At 71.0% G+C, this 24,353-nt stretch carries 27 protein-coding genes and 1 pseudogene; 10 read left to right on the top strand and 18 right to left on the bottom strand.

What is annotated here, in order from left to right:
- The 3 genes from ACZ7BZ_RS12105 to ACZ7BZ_RS12115 form a co-directional block, all read right to left on the bottom strand.
- Nucleotides 1–988: dipeptidase (locus ACZ7BZ_RS12105; protein WP_470358284.1), on the bottom strand; the 988-nt coding region annotated here is incomplete at its 3' end.
- A 31-nt stretch (nt 989–1,019) separates the two neighbouring features.
- Entirely contained in the window at nt 1,020–1,544 is a 525-nt protein-coding gene (gene purE / locus ACZ7BZ_RS12110; protein ID WP_380461346.1) for a 5-(carboxyamino)imidazole ribonucleotide mutase, read from the bottom strand.
- Nucleotides 1,541–2,680, bottom strand: coding sequence for a 5-(carboxyamino)imidazole ribonucleotide synthase (locus tag ACZ7BZ_RS12115; RefSeq protein WP_470358285.1), 1,140 nt, complete (start codon nt 2,678–2,680; stop codon nt 1,541–1,543). The genes purE and ACZ7BZ_RS12115 overlap by 4 nt, the downstream gene beginning before the upstream one ends.
- A gap of 256 nt (nt 2,681–2,936) precedes the next feature.
- Here ACZ7BZ_RS12115 and ACZ7BZ_RS12120 point away from each other — a divergent pair, with 256 nt between their 5' ends.
- Nucleotides 2,937–3,521 carry a GtrA family protein gene (locus ACZ7BZ_RS12120; RefSeq protein ID WP_470358286.1) on the top strand — a complete coding sequence of 195 codons (585 nt, stop codon included), beginning with the start codon at nt 2,937–2,939 and terminating at the stop codon, nt 3,519–3,521.
- A gap of 64 nt (nt 3,522–3,585) precedes the next feature.
- On the opposite strand, the gene ACZ7BZ_RS12125 is transcribed toward ACZ7BZ_RS12120, so the two are convergent.
- Both ACZ7BZ_RS12125 and ACZ7BZ_RS12130 read right to left on the bottom strand, forming a co-directional pair.
- Nucleotides 3,586–4,833, bottom strand: a complete 1,248-nt coding sequence (locus tag ACZ7BZ_RS12125) for an ATP-binding protein (protein ID WP_470358287.1) — start codon at nt 4,831–4,833, stop codon at nt 3,586–3,588.
- A gap of 63 nt (nt 4,834–4,896) precedes the next feature.
- A complete protein-coding gene (locus ACZ7BZ_RS12130) occupies nt 4,897–5,571 on the bottom strand; it encodes a response regulator transcription factor (RefSeq protein ID WP_402954461.1) in 675 nt (224 codons plus the stop codon).
- A 328-nt stretch (nt 5,572–5,899) separates the two neighbouring features.
- On the opposite strand from ACZ7BZ_RS12130, the gene ACZ7BZ_RS12135 reads away from it, so the two are divergent.
- Both ACZ7BZ_RS12135 and ACZ7BZ_RS12140 read left to right on the top strand, forming a co-directional pair.
- On the top strand, nt 5,900–7,408 hold the full coding sequence (locus tag ACZ7BZ_RS12135) for a peptide MFS transporter (protein WP_470358288.1): 1,509 nt from the start codon (nt 5,900–5,902) through the stop codon (nt 7,406–7,408).
- A 143-nt stretch (nt 7,409–7,551) separates the two neighbouring features.
- Nucleotides 7,552–9,564: a prolyl oligopeptidase family serine peptidase gene (locus ACZ7BZ_RS12140; protein WP_470358289.1), complete on the top strand. Its 2,013-nt coding sequence runs from the start codon at nt 7,552–7,554 to the stop codon at nt 9,562–9,564.
- A gap of 52 nt (nt 9,565–9,616) precedes the next feature.
- Here ACZ7BZ_RS12140 and ACZ7BZ_RS12145 read toward each other — a convergent pair whose 3' ends face one another.
- Nucleotides 9,617–10,813 (bottom strand): methyltransferase domain-containing protein, encoded by a 1,197-nt coding sequence (locus ACZ7BZ_RS12145; RefSeq protein WP_470358290.1) that lies wholly within the window; start codon nt 10,811–10,813, stop codon nt 9,617–9,619.
- Nucleotides 10,810–10,956: a hypothetical protein gene (locus ACZ7BZ_RS12150; RefSeq protein ID WP_380461339.1), complete on the bottom strand. Its 147-nt coding sequence runs from the start codon at nt 10,954–10,956 to the stop codon at nt 10,810–10,812. Before ACZ7BZ_RS12150 ends, ACZ7BZ_RS12145 begins: the two co-directional genes overlap by 4 nt.
- 214 nt (nt 10,957–11,170) lie before the next feature.
- On the opposite strand from ACZ7BZ_RS12150, the gene ACZ7BZ_RS12155 reads away from it, so the two are divergent.
- From ACZ7BZ_RS12155 to ACZ7BZ_RS12170, 4 genes and pseudogenes are all read left to right on the top strand, one after another.
- On the top strand, nt 11,171–11,425 hold the full coding sequence (locus ACZ7BZ_RS12155; RefSeq protein WP_470358291.1) for a hypothetical protein: 255 nt from the start codon (nt 11,171–11,173) through the stop codon (nt 11,423–11,425).
- Nucleotides 11,397–11,912, top strand: a complete 516-nt coding sequence (locus ACZ7BZ_RS12160; RefSeq protein WP_470358292.1) for a DUF6879 family protein — start codon at nt 11,397–11,399, stop codon at nt 11,910–11,912. Before ACZ7BZ_RS12155 ends, ACZ7BZ_RS12160 begins: the two co-directional genes overlap by 29 nt.
- Nucleotides 11,913–11,926: 14 nt before the next feature.
- On the top strand, nt 11,927–12,775 hold the full coding sequence (locus ACZ7BZ_RS12165) for a helix-turn-helix domain-containing protein (RefSeq protein ID WP_470358293.1): 849 nt from the start codon (nt 11,927–11,929) through the stop codon (nt 12,773–12,775).
- A 33-nt stretch (nt 12,776–12,808) separates the two neighbouring features.
- Nucleotides 12,809–12,916: pseudogene (locus ACZ7BZ_RS12170) on the top strand (DNA mismatch repair protein MutT); the annotation flags it as partial.
- A gap of 114 nt (nt 12,917–13,030) precedes the next feature.
- Here ACZ7BZ_RS12170 and ACZ7BZ_RS12175 read toward each other — a convergent pair.
- From ACZ7BZ_RS12175 to ACZ7BZ_RS12195, 5 genes are all read right to left on the bottom strand, one after another.
- Nucleotides 13,031–13,813 (bottom strand): oxidoreductase, encoded by a 783-nt coding sequence (locus tag ACZ7BZ_RS12175; protein ID WP_470358295.1) that lies wholly within the window; start codon nt 13,811–13,813, stop codon nt 13,031–13,033.
- A gap of 84 nt (nt 13,814–13,897) precedes the next feature.
- The gene (locus tag ACZ7BZ_RS12180) at nt 13,898–14,476 is read right to left on the bottom strand and encodes a TetR/AcrR family transcriptional regulator (protein ID WP_470358296.1); all 579 of its coding nucleotides are present in this window, start codon (nt 14,474–14,476) and stop codon (nt 13,898–13,900) included.
- A 120-nt stretch (nt 14,477–14,596) separates the two neighbouring features.
- Nucleotides 14,597–14,728 carry a hypothetical protein gene (locus tag ACZ7BZ_RS12185; protein ID WP_470358297.1) on the bottom strand — a complete coding sequence of 44 codons (132 nt, stop codon included), beginning with the start codon at nt 14,726–14,728 and terminating at the stop codon, nt 14,597–14,599.
- Nucleotides 14,716–14,967, bottom strand: a complete 252-nt coding sequence (locus tag ACZ7BZ_RS12190) for a hypothetical protein (RefSeq protein ID WP_470358298.1) — start codon at nt 14,965–14,967, stop codon at nt 14,716–14,718. The genes ACZ7BZ_RS12185 and ACZ7BZ_RS12190 overlap by 13 nt, the downstream gene beginning before the upstream one ends.
- Nucleotides 14,964–15,329, bottom strand: a complete 366-nt coding sequence (locus ACZ7BZ_RS12195; protein WP_470358299.1) for an ATP-binding protein — start codon at nt 15,327–15,329, stop codon at nt 14,964–14,966. Before ACZ7BZ_RS12195 ends, ACZ7BZ_RS12190 begins: the two co-directional genes overlap by 4 nt.
- Nucleotides 15,330–15,612: 283 nt before the next feature.
- Here ACZ7BZ_RS12195 and ACZ7BZ_RS12200 point away from each other — a divergent pair, with 283 nt between their 5' ends.
- Both ACZ7BZ_RS12200 and ACZ7BZ_RS12205 read left to right on the top strand, forming a co-directional pair.
- The gene (locus ACZ7BZ_RS12200) at nt 15,613–16,476 is read left to right on the top strand and encodes a helix-turn-helix domain-containing protein (protein WP_470358300.1); all 864 of its coding nucleotides are present in this window, start codon (nt 15,613–15,615) and stop codon (nt 16,474–16,476) included.
- Entirely contained in the window at nt 16,469–16,669 is a 201-nt protein-coding gene (locus ACZ7BZ_RS12205) for a DUF397 domain-containing protein (RefSeq protein ID WP_470358301.1), read from the top strand. Before ACZ7BZ_RS12200 ends, ACZ7BZ_RS12205 begins: the two co-directional genes overlap by 8 nt.
- Nucleotides 16,670–16,727: 58 nt before the next feature.
- Here ACZ7BZ_RS12205 and hutI read toward each other — a convergent pair whose 3' ends face one another.
- From hutI to ACZ7BZ_RS12235, 6 genes are all read right to left on the bottom strand, one after another.
- Nucleotides 16,728–17,903, bottom strand: coding sequence for an imidazolonepropionase (hutI, locus tag ACZ7BZ_RS12210; protein WP_470358302.1), 1,176 nt, complete (start codon nt 17,901–17,903; stop codon nt 16,728–16,730).
- Nucleotides 17,904–17,937: 34 nt separating this feature from the next.
- Nucleotides 17,938–19,299 carry a formimidoylglutamate deiminase gene (locus ACZ7BZ_RS12215; protein ID WP_470358303.1) on the bottom strand — a complete coding sequence of 454 codons (1,362 nt, stop codon included), beginning with the start codon at nt 19,297–19,299 and terminating at the stop codon, nt 17,938–17,940.
- Complete coding sequence (locus ACZ7BZ_RS12220) at nt 19,278–20,471, bottom strand: allantoate amidohydrolase (protein ID WP_470358458.1); 1,194 nt, start codon at nt 20,469–20,471, stop codon at nt 19,278–19,280. The genes ACZ7BZ_RS12215 and ACZ7BZ_RS12220 overlap by 22 nt, the downstream gene beginning before the upstream one ends.
- A 17-nt stretch (nt 20,472–20,488) precedes the next feature.
- Complete coding sequence (hutU, locus tag ACZ7BZ_RS12225) at nt 20,489–22,159, bottom strand: urocanate hydratase (RefSeq protein ID WP_470358304.1); 1,671 nt, start codon at nt 22,157–22,159, stop codon at nt 20,489–20,491.
- Between the two features lie 189 nt (nt 22,160–22,348).
- Nucleotides 22,349–22,663, bottom strand: coding sequence for a hypothetical protein (locus ACZ7BZ_RS12230; protein WP_470358305.1), 315 nt, complete (start codon nt 22,661–22,663; stop codon nt 22,349–22,351).
- Nucleotides 22,664–22,736: 73 nt separating this feature from the next.
- A complete protein-coding gene (locus tag ACZ7BZ_RS12235; protein ID WP_380461325.1) occupies nt 22,737–23,606 on the bottom strand; it encodes a MurR/RpiR family transcriptional regulator in 870 nt (289 codons plus the stop codon).
- 242 nt (nt 23,607–23,848) lie between these two features.
- On the opposite strand from ACZ7BZ_RS12235, the gene ACZ7BZ_RS12240 reads away from it, so the two are divergent.
- Nucleotides 23,849–24,268, top strand: coding sequence for a hypothetical protein (locus ACZ7BZ_RS12240; protein WP_470358306.1), 420 nt, complete (start codon nt 23,849–23,851; stop codon nt 24,266–24,268).
- Nucleotides 24,269–24,353 lie beyond the last annotated feature (85 nt).

The following is a 24,353-nucleotide window of genomic DNA, read 5'->3' on the forward strand; positions in this document are numbered from 1 at the left end:
CTCGTCGGCGGACAGGGTCCACTCGACGGCGGCGGGGAGGATGAACTTCGGCACGAAGGTGGCCATCGCGATGCCGCCGTTGGCGGGCAGCTGGGCGCGGATTGGCGGCCTCGTAGGCGTGCTGGCGCTCCATGGCCGGCGGGGTGGTGTCCAGCGGGTGGAAACCGTGGGCGCGCATGTTCTCGTCGGCGGACAGGGTCCACTCGACGGCGGCGGGGAGGATGAACTTCGGCACGAAGGTGGCCATCGCGATGCCGCCGTTGGCGGGCAGCTGGGCGAGCACGTCGTCCGGGATGTTGCGCGGGTGGTCGCAGATCGCGCGCGCGGAGGAGTGCGAGAAGACCACCGGCGCCTCGGTGACCCGCAGGGCGTCCCGCATGGTGTCGGCGGAGACGTGCGAGAGGTCGACCAGCATGCCGAGCCGGTTCATCTCCCGGACGACCTCTTCGCCGAACCGGGTCAGCCCGCCGGCCACCGGCTTGTCGGTAGCGGAGTCGGCCCACGGCACGTTGTCGTTGTGGGTGAGCGTCAGGTAGCGCACCCCCAGCTCGTACAGGGCGCGCAGGGTGGCCAGCGAGCAGTCGATCGAGTGGCCGCCCTCGGCGCCCATCAGCGAGGCGATCCGGCCGTCGGCCCGGGCGGCCTCGATGTCGGCGGCGGTACGGGCCAGGCGCAGCCGGTCGGGGTAGCGCTCGACCAGGGTGCGGACGAAGTCGATCTGTTCCAGGGTGGCGCTCACCGCGTGGTCCCCGGTCAGCGCGGTCGGCACGTAGACGGACCAGAACTGCGCGCCGACCCCGCCCTCCGCGAGGCGGGCGAAGTCGGTGTGCAGGCGGCCGGCCTGGTCGGTGGTGAGGTCGAGCGCTGTGAGGTCGTAGCCGACCTGCTCGCGCATCGCCCAGGGGAGGTCGTTGTGGCCGTCCACCACGGGGGCGGTGCGCAGCAGGGCGCGGGCGCGGTCCAGCGGGGTGAGGGAGTCGGAGGTCATACGGGCTGTTCTACCCCACCCCGCCGCGGGTCTACTTGCCGAAGCCGAAGGAGGAGGAGCCGGCCACCTTGGCCCGGAGCTTCTTGCCCTTCTCGGTGGCCTGGTTGTTCAGCTCGGCCTGGAAGTCGGTCATCTTCTCGGCGAGCTCCGGGTCGAAGGCCGCGAGCATCCGCACCGCGAGCAGGCCGGCGTTGCGCGCGCCGGCCACCGAGACGGTGGCCACCGGGACGCCGGCCGGCATCTGGACGATCGACAGCAGGCTGTCCATGCCGTCCAGGTAGCGCAGCGGCACCGGCACGCCGATGACCGGCAGCGGGGTGACGGAGGCGAGCATGCCCGGCAGGTGGGCGGCGCCGCCGGCGCCCGCGATGATCGCCTTCAGGCCGCGCCGGTGGGCGTTCTCGCCGTACGCGACCATCTCGCGGGGCATCCGGTGGGCGGAGACGACGTCCACCTCGTAGGGGATCTCGAACTCGTCCAGGGCCTGGGCAGCGGCCTCCATGACCGGCCAGTCGGAGTCCGAGCCCATCACGATGCCAACGACAGGAGAGGTCATTCGGTGATCGTTCCTCGCAGGTAGGCGGCCGCGTGGCGGGCGCGCTCGCGGACGTCGTCGAGGTCGTCCCCGAAGACGTTGACGTGGCCGACCTTGCGGCCGGGCTTCACGTCCTTCCCGTACATGTGGATCCGCAGCCCGGGGTCGCGGGCCATGCAGTGCAGGAAGGCGTGGTACATGTCCGGGTAGTCGCCGCCGAGGACGTTGACCATGACGGTCCACTTGGCGCGCGGCCGGGGGTCGCCGAGCGGGAGGTCGAGGACGGCCCGCAGGTGGTTCTCGAACTGCGAGGTGACCGCACCGTCCTGGGTCCAGTGCCCGGAGTTGTGCGGGCGCATGGCCAGCTCGTTGACCAGGATCCGGCCGTCCCGGGTCTGGAACAGCTCGACGGCGAGGTGGCCGACGATGCCGAGGTCGCCGGCGATCCGCAGGGCGAGCTGCTGGGCCTCGTCGGACAGGGCCGGATCGAGGTCCGGCGCGGGGGCGGTGACCTCGGCGCAGACGCCGTTCTCCTGGATGCTCTCGACCACCGGGTAGGCGACGGCCTGGCCGCTGGGCGAGCGGACCACGTTGGCGGCCAGCTCGCGGACGAAGTCGACCTTCTCCTCGGCCAGCACCGGGACGCCGGCCAGGAACGGGGCCTGAGCCTCCTGCTCGTCGTCGACGACCCAGACGCCCTTGCCGTCGTAGCCGCCGCGGACGGTCTTCAGCACGACCGGGTAGCCCGCGCCCTCGTTCGCGAAGGCGGTGACGTCCGCCGGGTCGGCGACGATCCGGTGCCGGGGGCAGGGCACCCCGATGGAGTCGAGCTTGGCCCGCATCACGCCCTTGTCCTGGGCGTTGACCAGCGCCTCCGGGCCGGGGCGGACGGCGATGCCGTCGGCCTCCAGGGCCCGCAGGTGCTCGGTGGGGACGTGCTCGTGGTCGAAGGTGATCACGTCGCAGCCGGCCGCGAAGCGGCGCAGGGTGTCGAGGTCGCGGTAGTCACCGAGGACGACGTCGGAGACCACCTGTGCGGCGGAGTCCTGGGGGGTGTCGGCGAGGAGCTTGAACCTGACCCCGAGCGGGATGCCCGCCTGGTGTGCCATGCGGGCCAGCTGCCCGCCGCCGATCATGCCCACCACTGGAAAATTCACATTGCCCGGGGAAGTCACCCGGCCAGGATATCCGGGCCGGTGGGGGGCCTTGGAGCCGAGGTGGGGCGGTGAGTAGTGGACGCGCGTAGATGTCAACCCCGGGGTAGTACGGCTGAGCCGTTCGGTGGAAGCGGGTAGCCTGGACGGCTAGGTCCTCGTCCGCGCGGTCGGATCATGTGCGTGCACGCAGGGCTCAAGGGGTGCCCCCGGCCCAGTGGGACACCCTTTTCCCGTAGGTACATGGAGGCCACCCGGTATGGCGACGACCGCAGCTTCGAACCCCTCGCTCCTGCAGAAGGTGTCGAGTGGGTTTTCCGGCGAAGTCGTGAAGTTCGGCATCGTCGGCCTGAGCGGCGTGGTGGTCAACTTCGCCGTGTTCTGGGTCTGCCTCAACGGGATGGGCCTGGCCTCACTGCGGTCCAACGTCGTCGCCACGGTGATCGCGATCGCCACCAACTACCTGGGCTACCGCTACTGGCTGTACCGGGACCGCGACGCCGCCTCCCGCAAGCGGGAGATCACGCTGTTCCTGGTGTTCAGCGGCATCGGCATGCTGATCGAGACCGGCGTGCTCGGCTTCTCCCGGTACGTGCTCGGCCTGGACACGAGCTACGAGCAGATCGGCGCCAAGGTGGTCGGCCTCGCCATCGCCACCGTGTTCCGGTTCATCTCGTACCGCACCTGGGTGTTCAAGGCCCTCCCGGAGCCCGAGCCGACCGCCCGGACCGCACCGGCCGCACCGGCCGCCCAGGCCGTCGACGGCGCCAGCGGCCAGGAGCTGGCCGCCCAGGCCGAGCTGATGCTGGCCGCCGAGCAGATCCGCTACGCCAAGGCCGAGTAGCGGCGTTCCGGCCCGTTCGTCCGGCCGCCGCGCCCCCGGCCGCCAGTCGCCGCGCCCCCGGCCGTCAGTCGTCGTGGCTGCGGCCGAGGAAGAGCGCGAACACCGCGGGCTTCAGCGAGAGCAGCTCCAGCCGCCCGCCGTCCGCCTCCGCGAGGTCACGGGCGACGGCCAGGCCGATGCCGGTGGAGTTGCGGCCGCTGACCGCCCGCTCGAACACCCGGTTGCCGAGGTCGGCGGGCACCCCGGCGCCCTGGTCCTGGACCTCCACCACCACCGAGGTGCCGGAGGGCCGCACCCGCAGGGTGATCGTCCCGGCGCCGTGCATCAGCGAGTTCTCGATCAGGGTGGCGAGCACCTGGGCCACCGTGCCCGGGGTGCCGACCGCGGTGACCCCGTGCAGGCCTTCCAGGGACAGCACCCGGCCCCGCTCGCGCAGCGTCGGGCCCCACTCCTCCACCTGCTGCTTGATCACCTCGTCCAGGTCGAAGGCGACGGCGGTGGGACTGCGCGGGTCGCGCTGGGTGGTCAGCAGCCGCTGGACGACGTCGGTGAGCCGCTCGACCTGCTGGAGGGCGATGGTCGCCTCCTCCTTGACGGTCTCCGGCTCCTCGGCGAGGGCGGTGATCTCCTCCAGCCGCATCGACAGCGCGGTGAGCGGGGTGCGCAGCTGGTGGGAGGCGTCAGCGGCGAGCCGGCGTTCGGCGGTGAGCATCCGGGCGATCCGCTCGGCACTGGTGTCCAGCACCTCGGCGATCCGGTCCAGTTCGGGCACCCCGTACCGGCGGTCGCGCGGGCGCGGGTCCCCGGAGCCGAGCCGTTCGGCGGTCTCGGCGAGGTCGGTGAGCGGCCGGGCGAGCCGTTTGGCCTGCCAGACGGCGAGCGCCACGGCGGCCTGGATGGCCAGCAGGGCGACCACGCCGAGCAGCAGCAGATTGTTGGCGATCTCGTGGTCGACGTCCTCGCGGGACTGCTCGACGGTGACGATCTCACCGCTGATGCCGTGCTCGACGGCCTTCAGCAGGTGGCTCCCGGCCGGGCGGTCGCCGGCCGAGAGCACGGGCTGGCCGGGGATCTGCACCTCGACGTAGCTGCCCTCGGTGACCTGGCTCTCGAAGACGCGCCCCTCCTTGACCGACTCACCGGCGGTGAGGCGGCTCTCGACCAGGGCGAGCACCCGAACGGCGGTCGCGTCGACCCGGTCCTGGGCCGAGTTGACGATGGTGCGCTTCTCGACGAGGGCGAGCGGCACGCAGAACACCACGACGACCACCAGGACGACGACCAGCAGCGAGTTGATCATCCGGCGTTTCACGCTGCTGCTCCCCGAGGTGTTCCGCTTCATCGGCCGCCGCCCGGCCTCGATCTCCGTACGGGGCTAATTCTTCTCGAACCGGAACCCGACTCCGCGCACGGTGGCGATGTAGCGCGGGTTCGCCGCGTCGTCGCCGAGCTTCTTGCGGAGCCAGGAGATGTGCATGTCCAGGGTCTTGGTCGAGGTCCACCAGGTGGTGTCCCAGACCTGCCGCATGATCTCCTCGCGGGTGACCACCCGGCCGGCGTCGCGGACCAGGACGCGCAGCAGCTCGAACTCCTTGGCGGAGAGGGTCAGCTCCTCCTCGCCGAGCCAGGCGCGGTGGGACTCGATGTCGATCTTCACCCCGTGCGCGCCGGTGGTGAGCTGGTCGACGTTGCCGCGCCGGAGCAGGGCCCGGACGCGGGCGAGCAGTTCGGCCAGACGGAAGGGCTTGGTGACGTAGTCGTCGGCGCCGGCGTCCAGGCCGACCACGGTGTCCACCTCGTCGGCGCGGGCGGTGAGCACCAGCACGGGGCAGCTCTTGCCGTCGGCGCGCAGACGGCGGCAGACCTCGAGGCCGTCCATCTCGGGCAGGCCGAGGTCGAGGACGATGAGATCGACCTCCTCGGTGAGGCCTGCGGCGAGTGCGGTCGGACCGTCCTCGCGGACGAGCACCTCATAGCCCTCGCGTCGCAGGGCCCGGGCGAGCGGTTCGGAGATCGCCGGATCGTCCTCGGCGAGCAGCACACAGGTCATGTGGTGATGGTAGTCCGCTCGGGTATGGCCGTACGCCCTGTGAGGTAGTTCACAGAGCGTGATCGTTATACAAGGGGCCATCCGGGGTCAACGGGGCGTCGTCTACCGGTCGTTCGGCGAAGAATCTCCACTTGGATCTTGAAACCTAAGGAAGAGATGCCCGCCTACCATGGATAAGCCGGGAAGATCTGCCCCGAACTTTGCCATTCCCATACCTGATTCGTGGCTTTTGTCATCTGATAACGCCAAATATCGCCACGTAGAGTGGTTCAAGTTCGTCCGCCGCCACCCCCCTAGGCGGACGCGATCAGGCAAGGAACCACTACTCATGGCGTCTACGACCCTGGACACCGGCACCACGTCGGCCACTCCTGGCGGCAAGACCTTCCTCGGCCATCCCCGGGGACTCGCCACTCTCTTCATGAGCGAGATGTGGGAGCGCTTCAGCTACTACGGCATGCGCGCCCTGCTGGTGCTCTACATGACCGCTTCCGTCGCCGACGGCGGCCTGGCCATGAAGACGGCCGTCGCCGCCGCCGTGTACAGCGTTTACACGGCCATGGTCTACCTGCTGGCCCTGCCGGGCGGCTGGATCGCGGACCGCTTCCTCGGCGCCCGCAAGACCGTCGCGGTCGGCGGCACGATCATCATGATCGGCCACTTCCTGCTGGCGGTCCCCTTCAGCGCGTCGTTCTTCGTCGGCCTCGCGTTCATCGCGGTCGGCTCCGGCCTGCTCAAGGCCAACATCTCGACGATGGTCGGCCACCTCTACGACGGCCCGAACGACCCGCGCCGCGACGGTGGCTTCACCGTCTTCTACATGGGCATCAACCTCGGTGCCTTCGCGGCCCCGCTGGTCATCGGCACCGTCGGCCAGAGCGTCAACTGGCACCTGGGCTTCGCCCTCGCCGGTGTCGGCATGGCCCTCGGCCTGGGCCAGTTCCTGCTGGGCACCCGCCACCTGAGCCCGAAGAGCAACCTCGTCACCTCGCCGATCACCCCGGACGAGAAGCGGAAGATCTTCACCAAGGCGGGCATCTGGCTGGCCATCGCCGCCGTCTTCTACGGGGTCGTCGCCGCCACCGGCCACTTCACCATCAACTGGGCGATCTGGCCGCTGTCCATCGCGGGCCTGGCGATCCCGGTCCTGGTCTTCACCAAGGTGAAGCGCGACAAGGACCTCGACGCCAACGAGCAGTCCAAGATGAGCGGCTACATCTGGTTCTTCATCGCCGCCGCCGTGTTCTGGATGATCTACGACCAGTCCGGCTCGACGCTGAACATCTTCGCCGACGAGCACACCGCGTCCACGCTGTTCGGGTTCAACTTCCCGTCCAGCTGGTTCCAGTCGCTCAACCCGCTGTACATCATGGCGCTGGCCCCGGTCTTCGCCTGGATCTGGGTCGCGCTGGCCCGCCGGTCGAAGAACCCCAGCACCACCATGAAGTTCGCCTTCGGCCTGCTGATGATCGGCGCCTCCTTCATCGTCATGATGCTGGCGATGGCCTCCGCCTCCGGCGACACCAAGGTCACCCCGCTGTGGCTGGCCATGGTCTACCTGGTCCAGACCGTCGGCGAGCTCACCCTCTCCCCGGTCGGCCTGTCCGTCACCACCAAGCTGGCACCGACCAAGTACGCCAGCCAGATGATGGGCGTCTGGTTCCTCGCCGTCACCGCGGGTGACTGCGTCGCCGCCATCTTCCAGCTGGTGCTGGGCGACAAGGTGGTCGGCAGCACCGCGTACTTCGCGGTCCAGGGCGTCATGGCGATCGTCGCGGGCATCGCGCTGGCGATGTACCGCAAGAAGGTCGTCAAGCTCATGGGCGACGTCCACTGACGCCAGCCCGTTGAGGCCCCGGGGCCGCCGTGGATTCCTGAGATCCACGGCGGCCCCGGGCGTTCTGTCACCCCCGTTGCCGCCTTGTCAGCCCGACTTATCGCCTCGACAGGCCCGCCCGGGGTGTGCCTATGGTCCCCGGCATGACGACCGACTCACTGCCCCGCCGGCTCGCCCGCACCCGGCGGTTCACCCTGGGCGCCCCCGTCCGGCCGCAGCCCACCGCCGACGGCTCCACCGTGCTGTTCCTGCGCAGCCGGGGCGGCACCGACCCGATCACCTGCCTCTGGGCGCTGGACACCGCGACCGGCGCGGAACGGCTGGTCGCCGACCCGGCCGCGCTCGGTGCCTCCGGCGGCATCGCCTCGTACTCCACCGACGCCTCGGGCTCGTGGGCCGCCTTCACGCTGGACGGCACGCTGTGGCTGGCCGACACCGCCTCGGGCCCGGTGCGCCCGATCGCCTCCGCCAATGCCCCGGAGGACCCCCGCCTCGACCCGGCCGGCCGCCGGATCGCCTACGTCAGCGGCGGCGCCCTGCGGGTGGTCGACACCGACGGCACGGGCGGCGACCGGGCGCTCGCCGAGCCCGAGGCCGAGGACGTCGGCTACGGCCTCGCCGAGTACGTCGCCGCCGGGGAGATGTACCGCGACCGCGGCCACTGGTGGTCCCCCGACGGCACTGGTCTGCTGGTCGCCCGGGTCGACGACCGCCCGGTCACCCGCTGGTACCTCGCCGACCCCGCCGATCCGCAACAGCCCCCGCGCGCCATCCGCTACCCGCTGGCCGGGACCGCCAACGCCGAGGTCACGCTCTGGCTGCTCGGCCTCGACGGCAGCCGCACCGAGGTCCGCTGGGACCGCGCCGCCTTCGAGTACCTCACCGCCGCCGGCTGGGACGGCCACGGCCCGTACGCCGCCGTGCAGAGCCGCGACCAGCGGACCGTCCGCACCCTGGCGATCGGGACGGACGGCGCCACCCGGGTACTCGCCGAGCGCACCGACGCGCACTGGGTCGAACTGCTGCCCGGGCTGCCGGTCCGGACGGCGGGCGGAGCGCTGGTCGACACCGCCGATCTCGACGGCACCCGCCACCTGACCGTCGACGGCGCACCTGTTTCCCCGGCCGGGCTGCAACTGCGGGCGGTCGTCGGCGTGGAAGGCGAGCGGGTGCTGTTCACCGCCTCCGACGAGCCGACCGACACCCACCTGTGGTCGTACGAACCGAGCTTCGGCATAAGGAAGTTGAGCAGCGGACCCGGCGTGCACAGCGGGCTGGGGCGGGGCGGCACGCTGGTGCTCACCACCGGCGCCCGCACCACCGTCCTTCGTGAGGGCCGTCCGCCTCTCCCGCTCACCTCGCACGCCGAGCCACCCGCCGTCGACGCCCATCCCGAGCTGCTCCGCCTCGGCCCGCGCGAACTGCGCGCCCACCTCTTCCTGCCCGCCGGCCACCGCCCGGGCGACGGCCCGCTGCCTGTACTGCTCGACCCGTACGCCGGGCCGGCCATGCAGAAGGTCACCACCGGCGGGGCCTGGTACGAGCAGGTGTCCCAGTGGTTCGCCGACCAGGGCTTCGCGGTGCTGGTGGTCGACGGCCGCGGTACGCCGGGGCGCGGGCCGCTGTGGGAGAAGTCCGTCTGGGGCGACAAGGCCGGCCCCGCCCTGGAGGACCAGATCGAGGGCTTGCAGGAGACCGCCCGACTGCGGCCCGGCCTGCTCGACCTCGACCGGGTCGCCATCCGCGGCTGGTCCTACGGCGGCTACCTCGCCGCCCTCGCCGTGCTGCGCCGCCCGGACGTCTTCCACGCCGCCTCGGCCGGGGCCGCGCCCACCGACCACCGGCTCTACGACACCCACTGGCAGGAACGCTTCCTCGGCCACCCGGACGAGCACCCCGAGCACTACGCCTCCTGCGACCTGATCACCGAGGCCCCGAACCTGAGCCGCCCCCTACTGCTGGTCCAGGGCCTCGCCGACGACAACGTCTTCCCCGTCCACGCCCTGCGGCTCTCCGCCGCCCTCCTCGCCGCCGGCCGCCCGCACGAGGTCCTCCCCCTGCGCGGCGCCGGCCACCGGCCGACCGACGAGGCGACGGTGGAGAACCTGCTGCTGCACGAACTGCACTTCCTGCGCAAGTCGTTGGCCGTGACCTGAGCAGGGCCCCTGAACGCGCGGGAAGTCGGCCCGGCCGACTTCCCGCGCCGGGTCACCCTTGGTCTCCCCTTGCGACGCGTTCGGGCACCGGGTTCTCCGGGGAGTCGAGCCAGACAGTGTGGGCGTCCGGGGTGGCCGTGAGGCCGAAACGGTCGAAGCCGGGGCGGCCCTGGTCGTCCCACCAGCGCCAGGCGGCCTCCACCTCGTCCCAGAGGCTCCGGGGGCCGGACTGGTACACCTCGTACTCGGTGCGGCCCCGCTGGTAGTCGGCGGACGCCCAGGATCGGGTGTCCCGGCTGTAGAGCCAGAGGGTGTACGCGCCGTCGTCGTAGCGCTCCGCCCGCCAGAAGGCGCCGGGGACGGCCACACCGATGACGAACTGCTCGAACCACCCGCCGGTGTCCGGCGGGGCGAGCGTCGTGGTGGACCTCACCGCGTCGGCGGGCCACTCCTGCCCGTGGAGGTAGGCCTCGAAGGGCGGCCGGTCCGTGCGCTGTTGGCGCAGCCGCATGAACGCCGAGCTCCGGGTGAACCGGCCACTGCCGCTGGTGCCGTCGTCGTTGACGATCAGCCGGACGATCTGCTCGCCGCCGTACTCGGTGCCGAACGGCGCCACGATGATCCCGCCGGGCGCCGTCTGGGCCAGCCATGCGGGAGGGATCTCCAGCAGGGAGCAGGTGGCGATGATCCGGTCGTACGGAGCGCCGTCCGGCCAGCCCTGCCGTCCGTCGCCCCCTACGACAGTCGGCGCGAGTCCGGCCCGCTCCAGGTTCGCGCGAGCACCGCGGGCGACGTCCGGATCGTACTCGACCGTCACCACGTTGAGGCTCCCCAGGCGGTGGGCCAGCAGCCCCGCGTTCCAACCCGTGCCGGCACCGACCTCCAGCACCCTGTCCCCCGGGCGCACATCGAGGTCCCGGAGCATCGAGAACACCATGGTGGGCATGGAGTTGGACGAGGTTGGGGTTGTGCCGAGCCCGTCGCCAGCGTGCTCCCCGTCATCCCACTGCGTGGTCAACGGGATGTCCGAGTAGACCGCCCGCCGCCATGAGCCGGGGTCCTGCGACCGGTACACCACGGGGTTCTGTCGCGTGCCGTCCGCGATGCCCGGCCAGATACGGTCCGGGACGAACAGTTCACGGGGTACGGCGTTGAAGGAGGGAAGCCAGTCCGAGGACAGTACGCCGTCGGCCACCAGCGCGGAGGCGAGCCCCTGGGGGCTCGCCTCCTTGCGCGATTCGCCAGTCACTTGCCGCCGCCCGCCGGGGACGAGCCGTCGGAGGTGTTGCCACCCTCGTCGGACCCGCCACCGCCGTGCCCGGCACCCTTGTTGCTGTCATCCTGCTGCCCGCCGCCCTTGCCGTCGCCGGACCCGCCTCCGCGCTTGCCCATGTTCTTCCCCTTCCGCTGCTGGTCCGACCGAGGAAACCCTCTGCCATCCGTCTCATCGGCATGAGCGACGTTACGGACGGTGATGCGCCGATCTCTACGAACTTGCATGAGCTTGCACGCCAACGAATCGGTCAAATCCAGATATTGACTACGTATCAGCTGCTTGGACAAGCTTGTGCAAGCCCGAGCAAGCACCTAGACCAGGGAGCCAGCCATGGCCGTGGAGTTCGTTGGCATCGACCCCAACACCGATCGGGACCACTGCCCCACCGTGTGGGTGGACCCGGTGGCTCAGGAGATCCTCTTCCAGGGATGGAACCCGCACCCCCAGACTCAGGCGGACTGCGAGGGGAGCAGCCCCGCGAACGGCTCGGTGCCCGGCGACGAGTCCATCGTCAGGCTTCCAGCCCGGATGGTGCCCATGATCAGGGAGGCGTGTGATGTCATCGAGCGTGCCCAACTTCGCTGAACTGCTTGAACAGTGCTGTCGGTCCGCCGTCCATCTGGAACTGCGGGACTCATACGCTCCGACAGAACGCTTCGAGGCGTGGCAGCGCGGTGAACGGGTCAACTGGGAAGACCGTGAGTCCTGGTGGCACCCCTACGACCAACTGATCGCGGACACCGTGGCCCGGGGCGTGATCATCCGTCGGGCTCGGATCGTGTCCGAGCCCGTGTCCGAGTACATCCGCTGGGAGCACTACGTAACCCACGCCAACGTCACGGCGGGCGAGGACGTCCGCTGGTTGCCTCGGCGACGGGCCACGAGCATCCCCCTGCCGGGAAACGACTTCTGGCTCTTCGACGGTGCACTGCTTCGGGTACACCACTTCTCCGGCGACGGTGCCGTGGTCGAGGACGAGATCACGGCAGACCCGGAGACCGTGGAGCTGTGCGCCAGTGCGTTCGAAGCAGTCTGGGAACGAGCGGTCCCGCATCACCAGTACGAGATCTGACGAAGGCCGGCTCCATGCCTGCGCCCCCCTCCCCAAGCGTCCAGAAGGCCCGCGAGGCCCTTGCCGGCCGACTGAGCGGGATCCGGAAGGACGCGGGGCTCAGCGGGCGGGAGCTGGCCGCCAAGTGCGGCTGGTCGGAATCGAAGTCATCCCGGATCGAGAACGCCAGAACACCTCCCTCTGACGCCGACATCAGGGCCTGGTGCCGAGCCTGTGACGCCGACGGCCAAGTCCCCGACCTGATCGCCGCCAATCGGCAGTCCGCCGACGCTCATGTGCGGTGGCGACAACTCCAGCGAAGCGGACTACGTCGGCTGCAAGAGTCCACCGGGGACCTGTACCGACAGACCGAGACGTTCCGGGTCTACGTCTCCGACGTGATCCCGGGATTCCTCCAGACACCCAGATACGCCACCGCCCTGCTGTCGTCCATCGCGGACTTCCGGGGAACCCCGAACGACGTGGACGATGCCGTGGCGGCCCGCATGAAGCGCAACACGGTGCTGAGCAATGGCGGGCGCCGGTTCTCGTTCGTCCTGGAGGAGTCAGTGCTGCGGTACCGCGTGTGCGGTACCGAAGCCATGGCGGCACAGCTGGGCCACCTGTTCGGAGTCATGGATCTTCCGAACGTCGCCGTGGGCATCGTCCCGTTCGCGGCGCAGCGGACCGTGTGGCCCATGCCGACCTTCACGATCTTCGATGACACCAGGGTCCATGCGGACACGCTGGATGCCGCCTCGACACTTACGGAGCCCGGCCAGGTCGATCTGTATGCCCGCGCCTTTGATCGGCTCTCACAGGGCGCAGCGCGCGGCGCCGCAGCGCGTTCCCTCATCGCCAACGCCTTGGCCTGCCTGGATTGATACGTCGGTGTACAGGGAGGGAGAGCTGATCGTATGGCACGGACCGAGTACTACGACGGTCCCGACGCCCCCGAGTTCAACCGGGTGGTCGTGGCAGCATCTGCGGTCGTAACGGATCCCGAAGGACGCATCCTGATCCAGGTCCTGGCCGAGGGCAACACCCCCGACTAGAACCCGAACGCGCGGGAAGTCGGCCCGGCCGACTTCCCGCGCCGGACCGGACGGGGCGGGCGTCTCCTCACCGCCCCAGCCGTTTCACACCGTCTTGATGCCGCCGCCCTCGACGACGTAATCAGCGCCGGTGACGCTTGCCGCGCGGTCCGAGACGAGGAACGCGACGACGGCCGCGACCTCATCGGGCTCGACCATGCGGCCGGTGGTCAGGCCCATCGCCGCGGGCACCCCGGCAACGAAGTCGCGGTGCCCGACACCGTTCGCCTCTGCGAGGCGGGCACCGAAGCCGTCGGCGTCCTCCCACATGCCGGTACGCGTCGGACCGGGAGAGACAGTGTTCACACGTACACCCTGGGGGCCGAACTCCTCGGACAGCGCCTTGCCGAATGCGTTGAGACCCGCCTTGGCAGCGCCGTACTCGATCGGGCCCGTGCCCGGCAGGCGTGCGCTCATCGACGAGATGTTCACCACCGAACCGCGGCGCTCCAGGAGGCTCGGCAGCAGTCGGCGGGTGACCCGGACCGTGCCGAACAGGTTGACCTCGAAGCTCTGCGCCCACAGGTTGTCGTCGGTCGCGAGGAACCCGCCGAAGGTGAACGAGTCGCCGCCGCCCAGGTTGTTGACCAGGATGTCCACCCCACCCAGTTCCGCGAGCGCCTGCGCCCCCAACTCCTCGGCGCCTTGCGGCGTGCTCAGGTCCACCGCCACCGGGTGGGCCCCGGCCTCCTTCAGCTCAGCCGTGATCGTGCGGGCCGCACCCACCACGCGGACCCCCTCGGCGATGAGCTGCCGGGTGATCGCGAGGCCCACGCCTCGGCTGGCTCCGGTGACGACTGCGGTCTTCCCGGCGAGATCGAGCTCCATGTCAGACTCCTCGAAGATATTTGAATTGCAGGTACAAAACTGGGCCGCAAAAAATGAAGACAGCGCCGACCGGTAGGCGTCGGACTACAACGACCCGATCGCCGCGTCCACGACCCGCCTCAACTGCGTTGCGTCCTCAGCGGTCTTCGCCAGCACGCGCATGCCGATCACCGTCGCGAGCAACCAGGCCGCCACCGCCGCCGCGTCGCGGCCAACGGCGATCTCACCGGCCCGCTGACCTTCCTCAACGGTCGCCCGCAACGCACTCTCCGTACGCGCGAACATCCTGCGCGCCGCGTCCCTCGCTCCAGCGTCCGAGGTGGCCAACTCGGCGGCGGTGTTGACCGCCATGCAGCCGCGCCGATCCGGGTCACCCAGGTCGAGCTCGACCAGCGCCTCCAGCGCACCCCGCAGTCGATCCTTCGCCGAACCCGGGTGATCGAGAAGCGCCTCCAGCCACTCGGCCTGTGAGTCGCGGTAGCGCTTGAGCGCCCGCTCGAACAAGGCGTGCTTACTGCCGAAGGCGTTGTACAGACTGCCCTTGCCGATGCCGATCCCGTCCACGAGGTCCTGCGGCGTCGTCGCGGCGTACCCCTTGCGCCAGAACACGCCCATGGCGCGCTCCACCGCCTCGTCCGGATCGAACTCCTTCGGCCTGCCCATGGCTCCACCGTAACACCATTTTTGACCTGGAGGTCAAAAGAAAGTTGCATCCAGCCCGATTCGCGGCGCACGGGGCCCGCAAGGCCCTCACCCTGGGCGAGTGAGGGCCTTCGCGTTGGGTCAGTGGTGGTCGTCGGGGTCGTCGGGCTGGGGCATCTTGAGGGTCGCGATGACGCCGAGGGCGACGGTGGCGATCGCGAGGGCGAGCAGGGCGAGGAGGATCGCGCCGACGAAGAGGTTCACCGGTGCCACGGCTCGTCGCGCTCCAGGTCGCGGAGGAGGTGGAGGAGGTTGAGGAGGGTGCTGACCGGCGCGTTGCCGAAGTCGACGAGGATGCGGCCGTCGAGGGTGGTCTCGGGGGTGCCGGCGGAGCCCCAGAGGAGCCCGTAGGGGAGGCCCCGGCGGTGCAACTCACCGAGGAGGGCGGTGATCTGGGGCTCGGTGTAGTCGCGCATCCGGGGGTCGTCCGGCGCGACCGGGTCGCGGGTCACGCGTCGGAGTCCAGCTCGTACCAGGTGGTCTTGCCGCGCTTCTGCGGGTCGACGCCCCAGCGGTCGGTGAGGCCCTCGATCAGCTGGAGGCCTCGGCCGGTCTCGGCGAGGCCGGAGGTCGTCCGCAGCTGCGGGAGGGCGTCGCTCTCGTCGGAGACCGTGACCCGGAGGGTGCGGTCGAGGATGGAGAACCAGACGACGGGCGCGGGGGTTTCACCGTGCCGCCAGGCGTTGGAGATGAGCTCGCAGAGGGCGAGTTCGGCGCTGAAGATGATGTCGGCGTCCCACCCGCCACTGCGGGTCATGGCGTCCCGCAGGGCCTGCCGGGAGAGGGTGAGCGAGGGGGTGTTACGGGTGCACACGGGAACCTCCGTGAGGCTGTGGTGTGGGGAGAGGTGATGGCGGTCGTCACCGTGAGCCAGGCCGGGGCGGCGGTTGCTCTTCGGCGTGCGGGCAGCAGGCGCCTACTGCCTTGAGTGCAGGCTTTACTGACGATCCGTCGGATTGAGCCGAGAACGACGATAGCGCATCGGAGCTTAACGTTAAGCTCAATGCGCGAAGGTTCCCCCGATGGAGTCATCCCCTGGATGGCCACCCCTGCACGCGGCACGGCAGACTGGCGCCTGTACCGGTAGAGAGGACGCCATGGCCAACCGCCAGAACCCGACCCTTCGCCAGCGTCGACTCGGTGCTGAACTGCGGAGGATGCGAGAGCAGGCCGGCTTCGCGGGCAGCCACCTCGCCCGCTTGCTCGGTGTGACTCCAGCTCTGGTGACGCAGATGGAGAACGGGAAGTCCGCAGTCAGCGTGGAGCGCCTGCACGAGATCGCGGAGGCTTGCATGTGCGCCAACGCACCCTTGGTCGATGCGCTCGCCGGGATCGCCAGGGAACGAGATCGGGCCTGGTGGGATGAGTATCGCAACACCCTGACAGCCGCCCCCATTGATGTGGCGGAAATGGAGGGACATGCGAAGAGGCTCAAGAGCTTCAACATCGGCTTCATCCCGGGGCTGCTTCAGACGGCCCCCTATGCCGCCGCCGTTTTCGCGAGAGGTTTCACTCCTCTTCCCAGTCGCGAGGTCGATCGCAGGGTGGGGTTCCGCCTGCGCAGGCAGCAGATCATTCGATCCGGTGAAACGCCGTACGTGGCACTGATCCACGAGGCAGCGCTGCGAATTCAGTACGGCGGTCCCGCAGTTCTCATAGAACAGCTTGCTTCACTCGTCGAAGACTCCGAGCTTTCGGGAGTCTCGCTTCGAGTCGTACCGTTCGATACGGCCGACTTCCCTGGCCCCAGTGAGAACCTGATCTACGCGGAAGGCCCGGTACCGGAGCTGGATACGGTCCAGGCCGACTCGTCCCACGGCTCCCACATCTTCGACTCGCTCGCCCAGCTGGCGGGCTATCGCGCGATCTTTGAGCGCATCGAAACCGTCGCGCTCCCTGAGAGCGAGTCGCGAGATTACATTCGCTCGATCATGAAGGAACTGAACGACAAGTATGAATAGCTCCGAGTGGCAGAAATCCAGCTTCAGCGAAGCAGCCAGCAACTGCGTCGAGGTGCGCGCACTTGAAGGAGTAGTCGAACTCCGCGAGTCCGACGACGGCGAGGTCATAGTCCGCACCACCCGCCTCAGGTTCGCCGACTTCCTCGAAGCCGCCAAGGCAGGCGAGTTCGACCACCTGACCAACACCCCCTGAAAGCGAAGCCCCCGCGCCCGCCACCCCGGGGGCGCGGGGGCCGTTCACAGCCGGGGGCTCAGACCTCCCGGACCCCCGCCCGCCACACCGCCGCCGTCAGCGGGACGCCCGGGCGGTACGCGAGGTGCACGTGCGAGGGCGCATCCAGCAGCAGCAGGTCGGCCCGGGAGCCGACCGCGACCGTCCCCACGTCCGTCCGCCGCAGCGCGTGGGCACCGCCCGCCGTGGCCGCCCACACCGCCTCGTCCGGCGTCATCCCCATCTCCCGCACCGCGACCGCGATGCAGAACGCCATCGAACTCGTGAAGCTGGAGCCCGGGTTGCAGTCCGTCGACAGCGCCACCACCGCGCCCGCGTCCAGCAGCCGCCGCCCGCTCGGGTACTCGGCCCGGGTGGAGAACTCCGCCCCCGGCAGCAGGGTCGCGACCGTCGCCGACCCCGCCAGCGCGGCCACGTCCTCGTCGGTCAGGTGGGTGCAGTGGTCCGCCGAGGCGGCCCCCAGCTCCACCGCAAGCTGCACGCCGGGCCCGTAGGTGAGCTGGTTGGCGTGCACTCGCGGCGTGAGCCCCCGCTCGATGCCCGCCGTCAGGACCGCCCGCGCCTGGTCCCCGTCGAAGGCGCCCTTCTCGCAGAACACGTCCACCCAACGGGCGTGCGGCGCACAGGCGTCCAGCATCTCGCCGGTCACCAGGTCCACATAGCCCGCCGGGTCCTCGGCGTACTCGGGCGCCACGATGTGCGCGCCCAGGTACGTCGTCTCCGGCGTGTACTGGGCGGCGATCCGCAGCGCCCGCGCCTCGTCCTCGACCGTCAGCCCGTACCCGGACTTGCACTCGATGGTGGTGGTCCCCTGCCGCAGCGCCTCCCGGACGAACCGTGCCAGGTTGGCGTCCAGTTCAGCGTCCGAAGCCGCCCGGGTGGCCGCCACCGTCGTCCGGATACCGCCCGCCGAGTACGACTGCCCGGACATCCGGGCGTTGAACTCGGCCGTACGGTCCCCCGCGAACACCAGGTGGGCGTGCGAGTCGACGAAGCCGGGCAGCAGCGCCCGGCCCCCGGCGTCGAAGCGCTCGTCCGCCGCCGGAGCCTGCGCGGCCGGGCCGACCCAGGCGACGGTGTCGCCGTCGACCACCACGGCCGCGTCGGCCAGCAGGCCGAGCGGCCCGGTGCCGCGCCCGGGGTCGTTGGTGACCAGGCTGCCGATGCCCGTGATCAAGGTGGTCCTGGTGCTCAAGGCAACGCCTTCCGAATCGAGTTGGACATGGAACTCAGCAGTCCAGGGCGCCGATGGCAGTCAGCAGCGCCCCCGGCACGTCGGCCACCAGCTGGTGCACGCCGTCCCGGACGACGTGCCGCCCGCCGACCACCAGGTGCCGGACGTCCGCCGCCGAGGCCGCGAAGACGGCGATCTCGGCGCCGAGCCGGGGCGGCGGCCCGGCCGTACGGACCGAGTCCAGCGCGATCACCGTGAAGTCGGCGAGCGCCCCGGTCTCGATCCGCCCGGCCTCGGGCCAGCCGAGCGAGGCGTGTCCGTCCTCGCCCCCGGCCCGCAGCAGCGCGTTGGCCGTCCAGTGGCCGCGGGTGCGGGTCCGCAGCCGCTCGTCCAGTTCCAGCGCCCGCGCCTCCTCCCACGGGTCGATCACCGCGTGGCTGTCGCTGCCCAGGGAGATCGGGCTGCCCGCCGAGGCGAGTCGCCGGGCCGGGCCGATGCCGTCGGCGAGGTCCCGCTCGGTGGTGGGACACATGCAGACGGTCGTACCCGAGTCGGCGAGGAGCTCGACGTCCTCGTCGGTGAGGTGGGTGGCGTGCACGGCCGAGGTGCGCGGGCCGAGCGCGCCGTGGTCGGCGAGCAGCCGGGTCGGGGTGACGCCGTGCGCGGCGAGGCAGGCGTCGTTCTCGGCGGTCTGCTCGGACAGGTGGACGTGCAGCGGCGCGCCGCGCATCGTCGACCAGTGCGCGACGGTGCCCAGCTGCTCGGCCGGGACGGCCCGGACGGAGTGGATGGCGGCGCCGATCCGGGCGTGCTCGCGCGGCTTGAGCGCGTCCACCCGGGCCGCCCAGGCCTCGGCGTCGCCGTCGCTGAACCGCAGCTGCGGGTGGGTCGGTTCGGCGCCGAAGCCCGAGGACAGGTAGCAGGTGTCCAGCAGGGTGATCCGGATGCCGGCCCGGGCGGCGGCCTCGATCAGCGCCTCGCCCATCGCGTTCGGGTCGGTGTAGCGGGCGCCGCCGGGCGCGTGGTGCAGGTAGTGGAACTCGCCGACGGCGCTGATCCCGGCGAGCGCCATCTCGGCGTAGACGGCGGTGGCGAGCGCCAGGTAGCTGTCCGGGTCGAGCGCGCCGGCGAACCGGTACATGGTGTCGCGCCAGGTCCAGAAGGTCCCGGAGCCGACCTGGACGTGCCCGCGCAGCGCCCGGTGGAAGGCGTGCGAGTGGGCGTTCGCCTGGCCGGGCAGCAGCAGCCCGTCCAGCCGGACGGCGCCGGGCGGGCAGGGCCCGCTGTCCGGCTCCACCCGGGCGATCCGACCGTCGGCACCGAGGGTGATCAGCACGTCCGGCTCGACCACTGGCCCGTTGTGGTGCGGCAGCCAGGCGTACTGAGCCCAGTAGCTCACCGGAAGGGTCGGCGACACGCGAGGTCCTCCAGTACGTCGGCGAGGGCGGCGACCCCGGCCAGGCAGTCGGCCTCCTCGGCGTGCTCGGCCGGGGAGTGCGAGACGCCGGTGGGGTTGCGCACGAACAGCATGGCGGTGGGGATCGCGGACGCCAGGATCCCGGCGTCGTGTCCGGCGCCGGTGGGCAGCACCGGGGCGTCCAGCAGCTTGGCGAGCCGGTCGCGCAGTGGACCGTCGAAGTCCACCACCGGGGTGTAGGACTCGCGGGTCAGCTCGACCCGGACGCCGTCGCGCTCGCCGCGCTCGGCGGCGGCCCGCTCGATCTCGGCGACCAGTTCGGTCAGGGTGCGCTCGTCGGCGGCCCGGGAGTCCAGCCAGCCGCGCACCAGCGAGGCGATCGCGTTGGTGCCGTTGGGCTCGACCGCGACCTTGCCGAAGGTGGCCAGCGCGCCCGCCAGCTTCGCCTTCTTGCGGGCCGCGAGCACCGTGTTGGCGTAGGTCAGCATCGGGTCGCGGCGGTCCTCGATCCGGGTGGTCCCGGCGTGGTTGGCCTCGCCGTGGAAGTCGAACCGCCAGCGGCCGTGCGGCCAGATCGCGCCCGCCACGCCGACCGGCTGCCCCTCGGCGAGGCAGCGGCCCTGCTCGACGTGGAGTTCGACGAAGGCGCCGATCCGGGACAGCCGCTCGTCGTCCGCGCCGAGCGCGGTCGGGTCGTAGCCGGCCTTCTCCATCGCGTCGGGCAGCCGCCGGCCGTCCGCGTCGCGCAGCTCGTACGCGGCCTCCCGGGAGAGCACCCCGGCGGTCAGGCGGGAGCCGATGCAGGCCACGCCGAACCGGGCGCCCTCCTCGTCACCGAAGTTGACGATCGCCAGCGGCTTGGTGAACTCGCTCCCCCGGGAGCGCAGTTCGTCCAGCGCGGCGAAGGAGGAGACCACCCCGAGCGGGCCGTCGTAGGCGCCGCCGTCCGGGACGGAGTCCAGGTGCGAGCCGGTGACGATAGCGCCCTGACCGTGCGGATCGCCCAGCCAGGCCCACTGGTTGCCGTTGCGGTCCAGCTCGTACGTCAGACCGCGGTCGCGGGCCTGCTGCTCGAACCAGGCGCGGCACTCGGCGTCGGCGGAGTTCCAGGCGAAGCGGCGGTAGCCGCCGGAGGCGGCGGAGCGGCCCACGGGGAGCAGCTCCGCCCACATCTCTTCGAAACTCAAGGTCACAGCTCGCCCATCGGGACGCGGACCCCACGCTCGGCGGCGACCTCGGTGGCCCGGTCGTAGCCGGCGTCCACGTGGCGGATGACGCCCATGCCCGGGTCGTTGGTGAGCACCCGGCGGATCTTCTCGCCCGCCAGCGCCGTACCGTCGGCCACGGTGACCTGGCCGGCGTGGATCGAGCGGCCGATGCCGACGCCGCCGCCGTGGTGGATGGACACCCAGGAGGCGCCGGAGGCCACGTTGACCATGGCGTTGAGCAGCGGCCAGTCGGCGATGGCGTCCGAGCCGTCCAGCATCGCCTCGGTCTCGCGGTACGGGGAGGCGACCGAGCCGCAGTCCAGGTGGTCGCGGCCGATCACGATCGGCGCGGACAGCTCGCCGGAGGCGACCATGTCGTTGAAGCGCTCGCCGGCCTTGTCACGCTCGCCGTAGCCGAGCCAGCAGATGCGGGCGGGCAGGCCCTGGAAGTGCACCTTCTCCTGGGCCATCTTGATCCAGCGGTGCAGCGACTCGTTCTCCGGGAAGAGGTCGAGGACGGCCTTGTCGGTCTTGTGGATGTCCTGCGGGTCGCCGGACAGCGCGGCCCAGCGGAACGGGCCCTTGCCCTCGCAGAACAGCGGGCGGATGTACGCCGGGACGAAGCCGGGGAAGGCGAAGGCCCGGTCGTAGCCGGCCAGCTGGGCCTCGCCGCGGATCGAGTTGCCGTAGTCGAAGACCTCGGCGCCGCGGTCCAGGAAGCCGACCATCGCCTCGACGTGCGCGGCCATCGCCTCGCGGGCGCGCTGGGTGAACTCGGCGGGCTTGGCGGCCGCGTAGTCGGCCATGTCGTCGAAGGCGACGCCGACCGGCAGGTAGGCCAGCGGGTCGTGGGCGCTGGTCTGGTCGGTGACGATGTCGATCGGCGCGTCCATCGCGAGCAACTGCGGGACCAGCTCGGCGGCGTTGCCCAGCACGCCGATGGAGAGCGGCTGCCGCTTGTCGCGGGCGGCGGTGGCCAGCTCCAGCGCGTGGGAGAGGTCCTTGGCCTCGACGTCCAGGTAGCGGTGCTCGATCCGGCGGGCGATCCGGGACGGGTCGCAGTCGATGCAGATCGCCACGCCGCCGTTCATGGTGACGGCCAGCGGCTGGGCGCCGCCCATCCCGCCGAGGCCGGCGGTGAGGGTGATGGTGCCCTCCAGCGTGCCGTTGAACCGCTTGTTGGCGACGGCGGCGAAGGTCTCGTAGGTGCCCTGGAGGATGCCCTGGGTGCCGATGTAGATCCACGAGCCGGCGGTCATCTGGCCGTACATGGTGAGCCCGAGGCTCTCCAGCCGGCGGAACTCCTCCCAGTTGGCCCAGTCGCCGACCAGGTTGGAGTTGGCGATCAGCACGCGCGGCGCCCACTCGTGGGTCTGCATCACGCCCACCGGCCGCCCGGACTGGACCAGCATGGTCTCGTCCTGCTTCAGCCCCTGCAGCGTCTTCACCATCGCGTCGAAGGAGCGCCAGTCACGCGCCGCCTTGCCGGTGCCGCCGTACACCACCAGCTTCGACGGGTGCTCGGCCACCTCCGGGTCGAGGTTGTTCATCAGCATCCGCAGGGCGGCCTCCTGCTGCCACCCCTGCGTCGTGAGCCTCGTCCCGCGCGCCGCACGCACCTCACGCGGTCCGCTCGCCTGCTGCTGCACCATGTCCCGGCCTCTCTGCGGATGGATTCATTCAAGACTGCTCTGGCTGAATATAACTAAACAACCAGCTTTCGACCAGACCCCGGATCCATCGGAGCAGCCATGGCCGGAAGCAGCCTCCAGGCACGCCGAAGGGCCCGCCCGGCAGGCCGGTACGGGCTGGAGCGGACCGGACGGACCGGCGTGGACGGCTCAGGCAGCCGCGCCGCCGTCCCAGTCGATGCCGATCTCGGCCAGCCAGCGGCGGTCGGCGGCGTCCGGAGCCGGCGGGGTGGGCGGGCGGGGGACGTTCTGGACGGGGCCGAGGCCGTACTTCTCGGTGGCCGCGGCGGCGTCGGGTTCGATGACGCCCACGTGGACGGCGGACTCGTCGCCCGGGTCGAGGACGGTCAGTTCGGGTTCGGGCAGGCGCCGCAGGGTGACGCGGCGTCCGCAGGCGGGGCAGGACCATTCGTCGGCACCCGAGGTCAGGCGGGCGACGAACTTCATCTCGTGGATCACGCGCATGGGTGGCACCCCCTGCCATAGGGGATGCCCGGGTTCCTGGCGAGTACTCCCCCGGCCTTATTCCAGGCCGTGCCTACTCCAAGAACAGCCCCCGGGCCGCCGCCGACTGCTCGATCGCCTCCAACCTGGCCTCCGCGCCCGGCATTTCGTCGCACATGCTCTGCAACAGCACCCGGCCGAGCATCATCGGCGCACAGGCGGTGTCGAAGACCAGCCCGGTGCCGACGGCGGCCGGCAGCATCAGGTCGGAGAGCTTGGCGACCGGCGAGAAGGCGCTGTCGGCCACGGTGAGCACGGTCAGCCCGCACTCCCGGGCGACGACCAGGGCGTCCATCAACTCCCGCGGGTAGCGCGGCAGTGCGAAGCACAGCAGGGCGGTCGCCCCCGCCGCGGTGGCCTGTTCCAGTCGGTCGGCGAGCATGCTGCCGCCCTCGTCGAGCAGCCGGATGTCCGGGTGCACCTTGGCCGCGAAGTAGGCGAAGCCGCGGGCCTGCGCCGAGGCGGCCCGCAGCCCGAGCACCGGCAGCGGGCGGGAGGCGGCGAGCAGCCGGGCGGCCCGGATGATCGGCTCGGGGTCGGCGAGGAGTTCGGCGAGGTGGCGCAGGTGCTCGATCTCGGCGAGCACGGCCTGCTGGTGCTCGTTGCGCACCGCGTCGTCCGGGGTCTCGGGCGCGGCCGGTTCGCCCGCGCCGAGTTCGCGCAGCTGCCGGCGCAGCGCCGGGTAGCCGTCGTAGCCGAGCGCGACGGCGAAGCGGGTGACGGAGGGCTGGCTGACGCCGGCGAGTTCGGCGACCTCGACGCTGGACAGGAACGGCGCCTCGGTGGCGTGCCGGACGAGGGAGTGCGCGATCCGCCGCTGGGTGGGCGTCAGCCGGTGCCCCTCGAACAGCTGGAGCAGCCGGGCGGAGGGGCCGACGGTACCGGCCTCGTCGGTGGCGGTCATCAGCTCTACCTCCGGATGCGAGCGTTCGAAACGACGACTGTGCAGCAGCTCGTCGCGCCTGGCAAAGACGTCTCGTACGGCGGGACGCCGGATGAGACGTCCCAATGATCGGACAGCGGGACGGACGCCGGGGCGGACACCGGAGCACAACCCTCGGGGTAACCCTGATTTCTCCCTGAGCCCGCCCGGATTCCCCCCGCGAACGGATGGACCGGGTGGCGCGGCGGCCCCACGCTACTGGCATGGACACTCGCCAGGACGACCTGCGGCGCGACCTCGACGCCACCCTTCAGGCCCGCAAGGAGCTAGGCAAGGAGTACGAGGAGGAGCTCGTCGACTCGTTCATGAAGCGCCTCGACGCCCGCCTGGACGCCCGGGTGGAGCGCTCGGTGGCCGCGCGGCTGGACGACTACGAGCCGTCCCACCACCACCGGGACCGCGGCCCCCGCCGCGGCTGGTCCCCCAACCGCTCCGGCAACAAGCTGGCGGTGGTCTCGCTGGCCCTGGGCATCCCGCTGACCGCGATCGCGAGCAACCCCGCCGGCGGCGGCTTCGCCGGGCTGCTGGCCTGCTGGGCGGGCATCGTCGGGGTCAACTTCGCCGCGGCGCTGGGCAACCGCCGCGACCGGGAGGAGCGCCGGCCGCGGAGCGACTGGGACTGAGACCGGCCGGTCTGAGGCGTGCCGCACGGATCCCGGTCGGACCCGCACGGCACGTCCCGGCCGACGGCCGCCCCGCACCGGGGGC

The sequence above is a fragment of the Kitasatospora sp. NPDC036934 genome (genome assembly GCF_055608425.1).

Coding starts and splice junctions, on each gene's coding strand:
- purE (WP_380461346.1), bottom strand. CDS start 1,544: ATGACCTCTCCTGTCGTTGGCATCGTGATGGGCTCGGACTCCGACTGG.
- ACZ7BZ_RS12120 (WP_470358286.1), top strand. CDS start 2,937: ATGGCGACGACCGCAGCTTCGAACCCCTCGCTCCTGCAGAAGGTGTCG.
- ACZ7BZ_RS12130 (WP_402954461.1), bottom strand. CDS start 5,571: ATGACCTGTGTGCTGCTCGCCGAGGACGATCCGGCGATCTCCGAACCG.
- ACZ7BZ_RS12135 (WP_470358288.1), top strand. CDS start 5,900: ATGGCGTCTACGACCCTGGACACCGGCACCACGTCGGCCACTCCTGGC.
- ACZ7BZ_RS12140 (WP_470358289.1), top strand. CDS start 7,552: ATGACGACCGACTCACTGCCCCGCCGGCTCGCCCGCACCCGGCGGTTC.
- ACZ7BZ_RS12150 (WP_380461339.1), bottom strand. CDS start 10,956: ATGGGCAAGCGCGGAGGCGGGTCCGGCGACGGCAAGGGCGGCGGGCAG.
- ACZ7BZ_RS12155 (WP_470358291.1), top strand. CDS start 11,171: ATGGCCGTGGAGTTCGTTGGCATCGACCCCAACACCGATCGGGACCAC.
- ACZ7BZ_RS12160 (WP_470358292.1), top strand. CDS start 11,397: ATGTCATCGAGCGTGCCCAACTTCGCTGAACTGCTTGAACAGTGCTGT.
- ACZ7BZ_RS12165 (WP_470358293.1), top strand. CDS start 11,927: ATGCCTGCGCCCCCCTCCCCAAGCGTCCAGAAGGCCCGCGAGGCCCTT.
- ACZ7BZ_RS12175 (WP_470358295.1), bottom strand. CDS start 13,813: ATGGAGCTCGATCTCGCCGGGAAGACCGCAGTCGTCACCGGAGCCAGC.
- ACZ7BZ_RS12180 (WP_470358296.1), bottom strand. CDS start 14,476: ATGGGCAGGCCGAAGGAGTTCGATCCGGACGAGGCGGTGGAGCGCGCC.
- ACZ7BZ_RS12200 (WP_470358300.1), top strand. CDS start 15,613: ATGGCCAACCGCCAGAACCCGACCCTTCGCCAGCGTCGACTCGGTGCT.
- ACZ7BZ_RS12205 (WP_470358301.1), top strand. CDS start 16,469: ATGAATAGCTCCGAGTGGCAGAAATCCAGCTTCAGCGAAGCAGCCAGC.
- ACZ7BZ_RS12220 (WP_470358458.1), bottom strand. CDS start 20,471: ATGTGGGCGGAGCTGCTCCCCGTGGGCCGCTCCGCCGCCTCCGGCGGC.
- hutU (WP_470358304.1), bottom strand. CDS start 22,159: ATGGTGCAGCAGCAGGCGAGCGGACCGCGTGAGGTGCGTGCGGCGCGC.
- ACZ7BZ_RS12230 (WP_470358305.1), bottom strand. CDS start 22,663: ATGCGCGTGATCCACGAGATGAAGTTCGTCGCCCGCCTGACCTCGGGT.
- ACZ7BZ_RS12235 (WP_380461325.1), bottom strand. CDS start 23,606: ATGACCGCCACCGACGAGGCCGGTACCGTCGGCCCCTCCGCCCGGCTG.
- ACZ7BZ_RS12240 (WP_470358306.1), top strand. CDS start 23,849: ATGGACACTCGCCAGGACGACCTGCGGCGCGACCTCGACGCCACCCTT.